Origin of the sequence: Falsiroseomonas oryzae (genome assembly GCF_027856955.1) — a bacterium.
Taxonomy (GTDB): domain Bacteria; phylum Pseudomonadota; class Alphaproteobacteria; order Acetobacterales; family Acetobacteraceae; genus Falsiroseomonas; species Falsiroseomonas oryzae.
Genome location: NZ_JAPSMD010000003.1, coordinates 1 through 12640 on the forward strand (window position 1 = coordinate 1; position 12640 = coordinate 12640).

Sequence of the window (12640 nt, forward strand, 5' to 3'; positions counted from 1 at the left end):
GGCAGCGGGCGGCCCGGCCGCCGGTGCTGCCGTCGGAGGTCGCGGCGCTGCGTGGGGAATGCCCGCCGGCCGAGGGCCGCGCCGCCGACCTGGCGGCCGCCCGCGTGCTGATCGAGACGCCTGCCGCCTACGCGACGGCGCTGCGCGCGGTTCGGCCTTGACCCGGCGACCGGGCCGACTATGGTGCCGGCCTTCGCCGTGCGGCCCGGGGTCGCGCGGAGCTTCCCGTTTCGACCCGCTCCAGGACCGCCCCTGCAGCGCCTGCTGGAACCAGACCGATGGCCAAGGCCAACACCGTCCTGATCAAGCTCGTGAGCACCGCCGACACGGGCTATTTCTACGTCACGAAGAAGAACACCCGCACGGCGACGGGCAAGCTCGAGCTGAAGAAGTACGACCCGGTGGCGCGCAAGCACGTCGCCTTCCGCGAAGCCAAGATCAAGTGATCCCCGCGGGCACCCTGCCCGCCCCCTGATCTCGTCCGCTGGTCCAGGCCCGGCCACTCGGCCGGGCCTTGCTGTTTCGTGGCCTTTATGGCCCCTGCCTCAGGGCAGGCGCGGGCGCATCCCGCCACCGTGCGGCCAGTCGGCCGCGTCCGCCGCTTCCACGCGGTCCCGGCCGCCATTCTTGGCGCGGTAGAGCGCCGCATCCGCTGCGCCCACCACCGCCTCGAAAGAGGCGCCCGGCTCGCCGGCGGCAAGGCCCACGCTGGCCGTGACATGCAGGCGGTGGCCGCCGGCCTCGATCGGGGCGGCGGCGATCGCGTTGCGCAGCCGCTCCGCGACCAGCCGTGCCTCGTCAGCGGCGGCGCCCGACATCACCACCATGAACTCCTCGCCGCCATAGCGCGCGACCACGTCGGCGGCGCGGAGATGCGACCGCACGCGCTCGGCGATCTCGCGCAGCACGACGTCGCCGGCCGCATGGCCGTGGGTGTCGTTCACCAGCTTGAAGCGGTCCACGTCGATCAGCAGCACCGCCGCGCCGGCGCTGCGCAGCACGGCATCCAGGTGCCGCCGGACATAGCGGCGGTTGCGCAGCCCGGTCAGCGGGTCGGTGACCGCCATTTCCAGCGAGCGGTCGAGCTCGGCGCGCAGCCTTTCCTGGTAGCGCTTGCGGCGGATCTGGTTGCGCACGCGGGCGCGCAGCTCGTTGGGGTCCACCGGGCGCAGCACATGGTCGTTGGCGCCCAGTTCGAAGCCGCGCAGCACCTGGCCCTTCTGCGCAGCGTCGGCCACCAGAACCACCGGTACGTCGCGGGTGACCGCATCCGCCCGGAGCCGGGACGCCAGTCGCAACGCGTCGCCGCCGTCCAGCGACAGGCTGAGCAACACGACATCGGGCGGATGCGCCAGCAGCATCTCCCACGCCGCGGCCGGGTCTGCGCAGGCGCTGACCTCGAGCCCGTCGAGCCGCAGCACCGTGGCCAGCCGCTCCGCCTCGCCGGCATCGGCATGGACCAGCAGCGCCCGGGCACCGGCGACCGAGGCCGGTGGGCCGGGCGGCGGCTCGAAGCCCAGGTCGCGCGCGGTCTCGGCGCGCAGGCGCCAGGCGTCCAGCACCTGCTTCATGCGCAGCAGCGCGCGCAGCCTGGCGAACAGCGTCGCGTCGTCCACCGGCTTGGAGAGGAAGTCGTCGGCCCCGGCCTCCAGCCCACGCACGCGCTCCGCCTGGTCGGTCAGCGCGGTGACCATGACGACCGGGATGTGCGCCGTGGCCGGCTGCGCCTTCAGCCGCCGGCACACCTCGTAGCCGTCCATCCCGGGCATCATGACGTCGAGCAGCACGACATCCGGCATCCAGCCGCCGATGATGGTCAGCGCCTCCTGCCCGGAGGAGGCGATGGCGACATCGTAGTACTCGTTCAGCAGCTTCGCCTCGAGCAGGCGGAGATTGGCCAGGATGTCGTCAACCACCAGGACGCGCGCGGTCATGCGGCGCCTCGCCGAACCGTGAGAGTTGCGCCGCGAACGGGCGCCGGAGTCCGCGACTTGTCACGCGGGTGACGCGGAAGCAGGCGGGCGCCGCCAACGGCGCCCCGGTAGCCGTCTCCGCGCTCTGTCACGGGCTTGTCGAGGAGTCGTTCATGTCGGAGATCGCCGCGGGTCGCCAGCGGAGGGGGGAGCCTGTCGCCGGCCGGTCGCATGGGGAGGTGCGGAACACGACGCTGTTCCTGCGGCGCTGGCTTGCCAACCCCCTGCAGATGGGCTCGGTCATTCCGTCCTCGCCGGCGCTCTGCCGGCGCATCGCCGCCCTGGTCGAGCTGGCGGAGGACGAGGTGGTGGTGGAACTCGGCGCCGGCACCGGCGTGATCAGCCGGGCGCTGCTGGAGGCCGGGGTGCCGCCGGAGCGTCTGGTCGTGGTCGAGATCGTGCGCGACATGGCCGAGCACCTGCGCGGGGTGCTGCCGGGCGTGAACGTGATCCAGGGGGATGCCTTCGACCTGGCGCATGCCCTGCCGGCGCGGCTGCACCGCAAGGTCGGCACGGCGATCTGCGGCATCCCGCTGGTGATGCTGCCGCTGGCCCAGCAGCGGCGCTTCGTGGATGCGGTGGAGAGCGTGGCACCGGGCAAGGGCTTCCTGCTCTACACCTATTGCATCACCTCGCCCCTGCCCTACCGGAAGCTGGGCCTGCAGGCGACGCGCGAGGCCTGGACGCCGTGGAACATCCCGCCGGCGAGCGTCTGGCGCTATCGGCCCGAGCGGTGATGCGGGACGCCGCGGCGGCATGAGGGTCCTTCCGGCACGCGGCCGCGCGCGCCCCGCGGCCCACTTGCGAAGCGCGATACGGAAGCTTCGCGCTGGCACGCAACGGTAGCATGGCTGGCCCGAATCGACCACCGGCCCGCGCGGTTCCATCACGTCCGGCAAGGCGGCCGAGCGACGGTCAGCGGCTGGCCAGCACAGCCTCCCGGCCGTCGGGGCGGGTGAAGCGGGCGACCAGGCGAGCCTGAGGGCTGCGGCGCAGCCGCAGCGCCTCCTCCAGGCCGCGCTGCGCCAGGGCGTTGCGCAGCGCGTCGACCTCGGGATGCTCGGCTTCCAGCGCCACCAGCCGTACGCCCGAATCGGGCAGGCGCGGGCGATGGTCGTCCCACTGGATCAGCGCCGGGATCAGGTTGCTCATGTCCTGGTTCTGCGGCGGCATCGCCAGCCGCCAAGAGAGCTTGCCGCGCTTCATCGCCCGGATCTCGCCCGCGTGGTGCGTGCCGAGCCGGGTGACCACGGCGTCCAGGACGGGGGTGCGCGCCACCCAGGCGACCAGGCGGGGCTCGGCTTCCAGCATCAGCTTCACGCCCGGGTCGTCCAGGTCGAAGGGGCGCGGATGCGGCGGATCGGGCTGGTCCGGGTCAGGCGCGATCACCTCCAGGTAGCAGCTTGGCCCGAGGCCCAGCAGCATGTTGTGCGTGCCCACCCCCTCATGCCGGCCGCCCGGACCCGGCCTGACGCCAAGATGCGCTTCGATGTAAGCGGCGCCCGCTTCGAGCGTGCGGGCACCGACGACGATGTGGTCGATCTCGGCCATGGTCAGCGCACCTGGAACTGTGTGGAGCCAAAGAGATTCTCGCGCTCGGCGTCGCTGATCTGGCCGCGACGCTGACGCTCGGACAGGACCTCGACCCCGCGCTGCACCGCCGGCCGCGCGGCGATCGCATCGTGCCAGCGCTTCACGGCCGGGAACCGGGCGAGGTCGATGCCCCGGCGCTCGGGCAGGCGCACCCAGGGGAAGGTCGCGATGTCGGCGATGGAGTATTCGGCGCCGGCCAGCCAAGGCGTCTCGCTCAGCCGCTTCTCCAGCACGCGGTGCAGGCGCTGCACCTCCTTGGCGTAGCGGTCCATCGCGTAGGGAATCCTCTCCGGCGCGTAGGTGTGGAAGTGGCCGTACTGCCCGAACATCGGCCCGATGCCGCCCATCTGGAACATCAGCCACTGCAGGCAGGCATAGCGGCCCGCCGGGTCCTTCGGGACCAGCGCGCCGGCCTTCTCCGCCAGGTAGATCAGGATGGCGCCGGACTCGAACAACGCGATGCGCTGCCCGCCAGGGCCGTCCGGGTCGACGATGGCGGGGATCCGGTGGTTCGGCGTGATCGCCAGGAATTCGGGCCTGAACTGCTCCCCGGCGCCGATGTTCACCGGCACCACCGTATAGGGCAGGCCCAGTTCCTCCAGCGCGATGTGCACCTTGTGTCCGTTCGGCGTCGGCCAGGTCCAGACCTCGATCGGCATTCCGTGCTCCGTTCCTCGCCCGGCAGCATGGCCCGGTGGCGGAGGACGCGTCCAGCCTGACCCCCCGTCGCGCGCTCCGTCGCTCAACCACTGGACGAAGCGCCCCGCAAGGTCTGTGCTGTCGCCTGGCCTTGGACGCGGGAGGGCGGCGTGGGCGCCACGACGGGGAATGGCGGCAACCAGGGCGGCGGGCGCAACATCGGGGAGCTCGACCGCACGATCCGGATCGCGGTCGGGACCGCGCTGGTGATGATGTGGATCTTCGGCCCGCTGGGCTGGTGGGGGATCCTGGGCTTCCTGCCGCTCGTCACCGGGCTGACGGGTGTCTGCCCGGTGTATCCGCTGTTCGGCATCAGCACCTGCCGGCCGCCGGCGCCCCGCGAAGGCTGAGGCCGGTCGCCGTGCCCACCATCTTGCAGCTGTCCGACGCGCATCTCTCGCCGCGCAACGGGCTGTTCCGCGCCAACCTGGAGCGTGTGCGCCAAGCCGTGGCGGCGGACCCGCCCGACCTCGTGGTCGCCACAGGCGACCTCTCGCTGGACGGCGCCGACCGCGAGCCCGACATGGAGCTCGCGGCGGCGCTGCACCGCGCCTTTCCCGCCCCGCTGCTGGCGCTGCCCGGCAACCACGACATCGGCAGCGAGCCGCGGCTGCAGCCGAAGCAGCCGGTGGACGACGCGCGGCTGGATCGCTGGCGCCGGCATCTGGGCCCCGGGCGCGGCGTGGTGGACCTGCCCGGCTGGCGCGTGGTGGGGCTGAACTCCGAGGTGATGGGCACCGGCCACCCCGAAGAAGCGGCCCAGGCCGCCTTCATCGCCGAGGCCGCCGCCGACGCCGGCGAGCGGCGGATCGCGCTGTTCCTGCACAAGCCGCCCTTCCTGGCCGCGGCGGACGAGCCCTGGAACCCCTGGTCGGTGCCGCCGGAGGCCCGCGCGGCGCTGGCGCCGCTGCTCGGTCACCCCGGGCTGCGCCTGGTCGCCTCCGGCCATCTGCACCTGCACCATCAGGTCCGGCGCGGGCAGGTGGAGCATGTCTGGGCGCCGGCCCTGTCCTTCTACGTGAAGCCGGCCGACCAGGCCGGCATCCCCGGCGGGCGCGAGCCGGGCGCGCTGCTGCACCGCCTTCACGCCGACCATGTCGAGACGGTGCGGCTGGCGCCGGCCGGGATGGAGGCGGTGCTGATCGACACCGTGCAGGACCAGACCTACCCTCGGTAGCGGTCCGGCTCGCGCCCCCTTGCGCTCCCGGTCGTCGCGGATATGGTCCGGCGCCCCTTTCGGAGACGCGCATGTCCGGCTTCCGCACCGTGCCCCAGCTTCTCGAGGTGGGCGAGGCGACACGCCCGGCGCTGCGCGCCACCGAGGGCCGCGCGCCGCTGACCTATGCCGCGCTGCGCGACTTGGGTGCGCGCACCATAGCGACGCTGAACGCCAAGGGGATCGGGCGCGGCGACCGGGTGGCGATCGTGTTGCCGAACGGGCCGGAGATGGCGGCGGTCTTCGTCAGCGTCGCCTGCGGCGCCACCACCGCGCCGCTGAACCCCGCCTACCGGGAGGACGAGTTCGCCTTCTACATCGACGACCTGAAGGCCAAGGCGCTGGTCGTCGCCAGGGGCGTCGAGACCCCGGCCCGCGCGGCCGCGGCGAAGCTGGGTGTCCCCATCCTGGAGGTCGTGCCCGGCGTGGCCGCCGGCGACTTCACGCTGGAAGGCGGCGCGGCCGGCCAGGCCGCCCTGCCCGGCACGGCGCAGGAGGACGACGTGGCGCTGGTGCTGCACACCTCCGGCACCACGGCGCGGCCGAAGATCGTGCCGCTCACCCATGGCAACGTGACGGCCAGCGCGCGGCACATCGGCGCGAGCCTCTCTCTGACGCGCGACGACACCTGCCTGAACGTGATGCCGCTGTTCCACATCCACGGATTGATCGCCGCGGTGCTGTCCAGCCTTGGTGCCGGCGGGGCGGTGGTCTGCACGCCGGGCTTCGACGCGCTGAAGTTCTTCCGCTGGATGGACGAGGAGAAGCCGAGCTGGTTCACCGCGGTGCCCACCATGCACCAGGCGATCCTGAGCCGCGCGGAGCGCAACGCGGAGATCATCAGGCGGGTGCCGCTGCGCTTCATCCGCTCCTCCTCGGCGTCGCTGCCGGGGCCGGTAATGGAGCAGATCGAGAAGGTGTTCGGCTGCCCGCTCGTGGAGAGCTACGGCATGACCGAGGCCAGCCACCAGATGTGCTCCAACCCGCTGGAAGGCCCGCGCAAGCCCGGCAAGGTGGGCCGCGCGGCCGGACCGGAGGTGGCGATCATGGCCGATGACGGCACCATCCTGCCGCAGGGCGAGATCGGCGAGGTGGTGATCCGAGGCCCGAACGTGACCAAGGGCTACGAGGCCAACCCGGAGGCCAACGCCAAAGCCTTCACCAATGGCTGGTTCCGCACCGGCGACCAGGGCCTGTTCGACGAGGACGGCTTCCTGCTGCTGACCGGGCGCCTGAAGGAGTTGATCAACCGCGGCGGCGAGAAGGTCAGCCCGCTGGAGGTGGATGGCGTGCTCTCCGCCCATCCGGCGGTGGCGCAGGTGCTCTGCTTCGCCATCCCGCACGCCAAGCTGGGCGAGGAGGTCGGCGCCGCCGTAGTCCTGCGCGAGGGAATGGAGCTGACCGAGCGCGAGCTGCGCGACTTCGCCGCGAAGCAGCTGGCCGACTTCAAGGTGCCGCGGAAGGTCGTGTTCGTGCCGGAGATCCCGAAGGGCGCCACCGGCAAGCTGATGCGCATCGGCCTGGCCGAGAAGCTCGGCATCGCGCTCTGAGGACCGGACCATGAAGCTCTGCGTCTTCGGCGCCGGCGCGATCGGCGGGCTGATGGCGGCGAAGCTCGCCGCCAAGGGTGACGTCGCGGTCACCGTCATCGCACGTGGCCCGCATCTGGAAGCGATGCAGGCGCGCGGCCTGACGCTGCGCACGGAGGGGACGGAGACCGTCATCCCCGTGCGTGCCGTGGCCAGCGCGGCGGAAGCCGGGCCGCAGGACTACGTGGTCGTCACGCTGAAGTCGCATTCGCTGCCCGGCGCGGCCAAGCAGATGCAGCCGCTGCTGGGGCCGGAGACAGCGATCGTCTCCGCGGTGAACGGCATTCCCTGGTGGTACTTCCACAAGCTGGCCGGCCCCTGGGAAGGCCGTCGGGTGGAGAGCGTGGACCCCGGCGGCGTGGTGTCTGAACTGCTGCCGCCCGAGCGCGCCATCGGCTGCATCGTCTATCCCGCCGCCGAGGTGCCGGAGCCCGGCGTGATCGAGCACACCTATGGCGACCGCTTCACGCTGGGCGAGCCGGACGGGCAGAAGACGCCGCGCGCGACGGCCCTGTCCGAAGCGCTGATCGCCGCCGGCTTCAAGGCCCCGGTGCGCCCGAAGATCCGCGACGAGATGTGGGTGAAGCTGTGGGGCAACATGGCCTTCAACCCGATCAGCGCGCTGACCACCGCGACGCTCGACGTGCTGATCGCCGATGACGGGCAGCGCGGGGTCGCGCGCGCGATGATGCTGGAAGGCCAGGCGGTGGCCGAGAAGCTCGGCGTGCGCTTCGCCATCGACGTGGACAAGCGCATCGCCGGCGGCGCGGAGGTCGGCGCGCACAAGACCTCCATGCTGCAGGACCTGGAACGCGGTCGACCGATGGAGATCGACGCGCTACTCGGCGTGGTGGTGGAGCTGGCGGAACTGGTCGAGGTGCCGGTCCCGACCTGCCGCACCGTCCTCGCCCTGGTCCGCGCCCGCGGCCGCGCGGCGGGGTGCTACTGAATTCCCCGCAACAACGCTTCGCGTTGCCGCGGGGGCCCCGGCATGGCGTCGACCTCGGCAGCATAGCGCCGCCTCCCGCGGCGAGCCGCGGGAGGACACCGGGGGACGCCAGCGGTCGGGGCTCGGCTAGCACTACTTTGGCAGAATTGGGCGGGCGGCTGCCGATCTCGAATTCCCCTGTCGGCTATTGCGTGATTCATGAGGGATCGGCGTCGGAGAGCCGATCATGGCGCGAGAGGGTATCAGCGCGGGCTGGCGGGGTGATCTGGAGCGCTGGCTCGCGCCCTTCCTGGAGTTGCTCGGTCACAAGGCGCGCCAGCGGATGTGCCCGCTCTACGTTGCCGGGCTGATCGGGCCTGGCGATCGCAAGAGCATCCAGCCGATGGCCGAGCGGCTCGGCCTCGGCATGCACGATCGGCTCCACCACTTCGTCTCGGCCGGCACCTGGGACCCCGCGCCGCTGTTGGAGGGACTGGCCCATGACGCCGATGGGCTGCTCGGTAGCGATGACGCGGTGCTGGTGGTGGACGACACCGCGCTGCCGAAGAAGGGCAGCGCCTCGGTCGGCGTGGCGCCGCAATACGCCTCGGCGCTCGGCAAGCAGGCGAACTGCCAAACACTAGTGTCGCTCACCCTGGCCCGCGGCGCGATCCCCGTGATGGTAAGGCTGCGGCTGTTCCTGCCCGACAGTTGGACCGCCAATCCCGAGAGAATGCAGCGCGCCGGAGTGCCGGTGGAGTTCCAGGCCGCGAGGACGAAGCCCGAGATCGCCATCGAGGAGGTCGACCGTCTGCGCGCGGCGCGGCTGCGCTTCGGCACGGTGCTGGCCGATGCCGGCTCCGGCCTGAGCGCACCCTTCCGTCAGGCGCTGAGTGGGCGCGACCTGCGCTGGGCGGTCGGCATCCCCCGCCACCAGAAGGTCTATCTGGCCGATGTCGCGCTGATCTTTCCCGGCGCTGGCCGCGGCCGACCGCGCCAGCGTCACATCCCTGACCAGACGTCGCAGGCAGCCGAGGCGATCCTCGCCGGCGCGACCTGGCAGTCGGTTTCCTGGCGCAGCGGCACCTAGGGACGGCTCTCGGCGCGCTTCGCGGCGCTGCGCGTGCGCATCGCCGACGGGCCGACGCAGCGGATCGGCGACCTGGGCGACCAGCACATGCCGGGTGAGGAGGTGTGGCTCGTCGGTGAGCGACGCGCCGGTGATGAGCGGAAGTTCTATCTCTCTAATCTTCCCGCGGGCACTTCCCTGCGCGCCCTCGCCGCCGCCATCAAGGCACGCTGGATTTGTGAGCAGGCGCATCAGCAGCTAAAGGAAGCACTCGGCCTCGATCACTTCGAAGGCCGATCATGGGCCGGACTGCACCGCCACGCGCTGATGACGATGATCGCCTATGCCTTCCTGCAAGCCCAGAGGCTCGCCATGACGAAGGGGGAAAAACGCACAGCAGGACCGCCGCCTAGGTAGGGACCTCAAACAACCTTCTGAGGTGACTTGCGTTCTTGCCTTCTGAATGGGTTCCACCTGTTGAGGAGGCGGCGATGGCGCGGCTGTTCTGGCCGTCGGACGAAGCGTGGGCGGTGGTCGCGCAGCACCTGCCGCGGGGCAAGCCGGGGCGACCGCGCGTGGACGACCGGCGGATCATCAGCGGCATCCTGCACGTGCTGAAGACGGGTTGCCGGTGGCGCGATGTGCCGCCCGACTACGGCCCGCCGACCACCGTCTACAACCGCTACAACAGATGGTCGCAGCGCGGCCTCTGGGCCCGCCTGTTCGAGCGGGTTGCCGCCTTGGGCGAGGTGCCGGCCGAGTTGATGATCGACAGCACCCACGTGAAGGCGCACCGCTCGGCGGCGGGTGGAAAAGGGGGGAGTGGACGCTGGGAGTCGGGCGCTCGAGGGGCGGCCGCACCTCGAAAATCCATCTCCTGGCCGATGATCGCGGCCGACCGGTCGCGCTCGCGCTAACGCCTGGCAACGTCGCCGACATCACCATCGCACCGCGCCTGCTCGGCGCCGTCGAGCCATCCTGGCGCGGGATCGCGGACAAGGCCTACGACGCCGCCAGCCTCCGTCGCTGGCTCGCGACGCGCGGCACCGAGGCGGTCATCCCCTCCAACGCCACCCGGCGCACACCCTACCCGCTGGATAAGACAGCCTATGCCCGCAGGAACCTCGTCGAGCGCCTTGTCGGCAGGCTCAAGAACTGGCGCCGGATCGCCACACGCTACGACCGCCTGGCCCGCAACTACATCGCCGCGCTCGCTCTCGTCGCCACCGTCGCAGACTGGGTCAAATGAGTCCCCGACCTAGGGCGTCGGTCCGACGCCAGGCTGGAGGCGCCGCCAAGCCTCCACTCCGTTCGCGCGCTCACGGGCGGGTAGTGGATACGTGTCGGTCGTGTTCGACGTGGGCTTCACCGAGCGACGCGAAGCTGAGCGAGGAATTCACGCCGAACTGCCTGATCCGACCTAAGGCATTGCCGCACTTCGCCGCGGCCGCCGGTGACCCGTCCCAATTCAAGGAAATCGATTCGGTCTGCACGCCCGAGCGCGCTGTCGGCGTTGCCGCGGGCAGCACCAAGAGGCTGAACGCGCCCCGTCTTCGATCTTCCGTCTCGGCGGAAGCGGACGTCCGCTTTGGGTCCAGCCCGTGTGAAAACTCTCTGACGTGATAGGATTCCCGCGCTGCTGGGGAGGCCGGGATGAAGCGCTTCGTCGAAGGCGAGGACCGCCGCCAGACGGCACTGCTTCCCCGTGCATCGACGACTACGTGTCCGAGGAGAATCCAGTACGGGTCATCGATGCCTTCGTCGCGAAGATCGATCTTGCCGAGCTCGGCTTCGAGGGCGTCGTGCCCGAGCACACCGGCAGGCCCGCCTACCACCCGGCGACGCTGCTGAAGATCTACATCTACGGCTACCTGAACCGTATTCCCTCGAGCCGCCGCCTGGAGCGCGAGGCGGGTCGGAACCTCGAGCTGATGTGGCTGACGGGCCGGCTCGCGCCCGACTTCAAGACGATCGCCGACTTCCGCAAGGACAACGGCCCGGCGATCCGCGCCACCTGCCGGCGCTTCGTCCTTCTCTGCCGCGAGCTCGATCTGCTGTCGGGGGCCTCGGTCGCGATCGACAGCAGCAGGTTCAAGGCGGTGAACGCCCGAGAGCGTAACTACACCCTCAACATCGTCCGGCATCGCATGGAGCAGACCGAGGCGAGTGTCGTGCGCTACCTCGCCCAGCTGGAGAGCGCGGACCGGCAGGAGGAAGAGATGGCGCGCGCACGGACTGAGCGCCTGAAGGACCGACTTGCTCGGCTCGATGAGCGCATGGCCCACCTCCGAGAGATGGAGGCAGCGGTCCGCGCGGCACCCGATGGGCAGGTCTCGCTGACGGACCCGGATGCGCGCGCGATGGCGACGACGGGCAAGGATACGGGCTTGGTCGGCTACAACGTGCAGGCCGCAGTCGACACGAAGCACCACCTGATCGTCGCGCACGAGGTGACGAACATCGGCAGCGACCGCGCCCAGCTCTCGACGATGGCGGCGAAGGCCGGCGAGGCGATGGGCCACAACGCGCTGACGGTCCTCGCCGACCGTGGCTACTTCGCCGGCGAGGAGGTCCTGGCGTGCACGGAGGCCGGCCACATCCCGCTTGTGCCCAAGCCGATGACTTCCGGCGCGAAGGCGGACGGTCGCTTCGGCAAGCAGGACTTCGTCTACCTGCCCGAGGTGGACGTCTACCGCTGTCCTGCCGGCGAGACGATGAAGTGGTGGTTCAACCGCGTCGACGAGAACGGGATGACGCTGCGCTACTACTGGACCACCAGGTGCCCGGCCTGCCCGCTGAAGACCAAGTGCACGCCGGCCAAGTTGCGCCGCATCACGCGGTGGGAGCACGAGGGCGTGTTAGATGCCATGCAGCGCCGGCTCGACGCCCAGCCAGACGCCATGCGACTGCGACGGCAGACGGCTGAGCATCCGTTCGGCACGCTGAAGGCCTGGATGGGCGCCGCGCACTTCCTGACGCGGACCATAAAGCGGGTCAGTACGGAGATGAGCCTGCAGGTGCTGGCCTACAACATGAAGCGGGTGATCGCGATCAAGGGCATCGGGCCGCTCCTGGAAGCCATCCCAGCCAGGTAGGGGTCGCGGACCCGGCCCGCCCAGCGCCTGCGAGGTCACCGCCAGTCTGTCGAACGCCGGGCTCCGGCGCCGGCTGACGCCGGCCTCAATCGACCTGACGAGTTTCCACACAGCCTCGGTCGTGAGCGGACATACCCGCTCGTCTTCGCTCACGGAGGACGTTCACGCGGACGCCGTGATTCGGCAATCAACGATTCGGCGGTTGTCCTCTTTGGTCCCCGATCGCTTTCTCCAACTCCGCCACACCTTCGCCCCAGAACCCCGAGGAATTACGCGGCTTTCAGCCTGGCGGGTAAATCGGCCAAGTCGCCAGGTTTGGAGAAGCCGGGGCCGGAGAGAGGCGTTTTTGGCCCTCGTTCCGCCGGCGCATCCGCCAGTCCGCGCGCCAAACCCACGGAAAATCTGCGCCTTACGGCGCCGGCATGCTTCCGGGAGAGAGTTCGTTGCGGCGTGAGGTGGCGTCCCGTCTGCGACGAAA

10 protein-coding genes and 2 pseudogenes are annotated in these 12640 nt (G+C 70.8%); 9 read left to right on the top strand and 3 right to left on the bottom strand.

Annotated elements, in window-relative coordinates:
• The first annotated feature begins 278 nt into the window (after positions 1-278).
• The gene (gene rpmG, locus OZN99_RS00865) at positions 279-446 is read left to right on the top strand and encodes a 50S ribosomal protein L33 (protein WP_270933270.1); all 168 of its coding nucleotides are present in this window, start codon (positions 279-281) and stop codon (positions 444-446) included.
• Positions 447-545: 99 nt separating this feature from the next.
• Here the strand turns inward: rpmG and OZN99_RS00870 are convergent, their stop codons facing one another.
• The gene (locus tag OZN99_RS00870) at positions 546-1934 is read right to left on the bottom strand and encodes a PleD family two-component system response regulator (RefSeq protein ID WP_270933271.1); all 1389 of its coding nucleotides are present in this window, start codon (positions 1932-1934) and stop codon (positions 546-548) included.
• A gap of 152 nt (positions 1935-2086) precedes the next feature.
• Between OZN99_RS00870 and OZN99_RS00875 the strand changes: the two genes are divergently transcribed.
• The gene (locus tag OZN99_RS00875) at positions 2087-2710 is read left to right on the top strand and encodes a class I SAM-dependent methyltransferase (RefSeq protein WP_270933272.1); all 624 of its coding nucleotides are present in this window, start codon (positions 2087-2089) and stop codon (positions 2708-2710) included.
• A 178-nt stretch (positions 2711-2888) separates the two neighbouring features.
• On the opposite strand, the gene OZN99_RS00880 is transcribed toward OZN99_RS00875, so the two are convergent.
• Positions 2889-3524 (bottom strand): VOC family protein, encoded by a 636-nt coding sequence (locus tag OZN99_RS00880; protein WP_270933273.1) that lies wholly within the window; start codon positions 3522-3524, stop codon positions 2889-2891.
• A 2-nt stretch (positions 3525-3526) separates the two neighbouring features.
• Positions 3527-4225, bottom strand: coding sequence for a glutathione S-transferase family protein (locus OZN99_RS00885; RefSeq protein WP_270933274.1), 699 nt, complete (start codon positions 4223-4225; stop codon positions 3527-3529).
• 150 nt (positions 4226-4375) lie between these two features.
• On the opposite strand from OZN99_RS00885, the gene OZN99_RS00890 reads away from it, so the two are divergent.
• From OZN99_RS00890 to OZN99_RS00920, 7 genes and pseudogenes are all read left to right on the top strand, one after another.
• Complete coding sequence (locus OZN99_RS00890) at positions 4376-4615, top strand: YgaP family membrane protein (RefSeq protein ID WP_270933275.1); 240 nt, start codon at positions 4376-4378, stop codon at positions 4613-4615.
• Positions 4616-4626: 11 nt separating this feature from the next.
• Positions 4627-5442 carry a metallophosphoesterase family protein gene (locus OZN99_RS00895; protein WP_270933276.1) on the top strand — a complete coding sequence of 272 codons (816 nt, stop codon included), beginning with the start codon at positions 4627-4629 and terminating at the stop codon, positions 5440-5442.
• Positions 5443-5513: 71 nt separating this feature from the next.
• Positions 5514-7031: an acyl--CoA ligase gene (locus tag OZN99_RS00900; protein ID WP_270933277.1), complete on the top strand. Its 1518-nt coding sequence runs from the start codon at positions 5514-5516 to the stop codon at positions 7029-7031.
• A 10-nt stretch (positions 7032-7041) separates the two neighbouring features.
• The gene (locus OZN99_RS00905; RefSeq protein WP_270933278.1) at positions 7042-8019 is read left to right on the top strand and encodes a 2-dehydropantoate 2-reductase; all 978 of its coding nucleotides are present in this window, start codon (positions 7042-7044) and stop codon (positions 8017-8019) included.
• A gap of 226 nt (positions 8020-8245) precedes the next feature.
• A pseudogene (locus OZN99_RS00910) lies at positions 8246-9484 on the top strand (IS701 family transposase).
• 74 nt (positions 9485-9558) lie between these two features.
• Positions 9559-10316 (top strand): IS5 family transposase gene (locus OZN99_RS00915; RefSeq protein WP_270933279.1). Its coding sequence is split into 2 segments (ribosomal slippage): positions 9559-9892 and positions 9892-10316, totalling 759 coding nucleotides; the frame shifts between segments, so codons are not numbered across the junction.
• A 404-nt stretch (positions 10317-10720) separates the two neighbouring features.
• A pseudogene (locus tag OZN99_RS00920) lies at positions 10721-12162 on the top strand (IS1182 family transposase).
• The last annotated feature ends 478 nt before the right edge of the window (positions 12163-12640 follow it).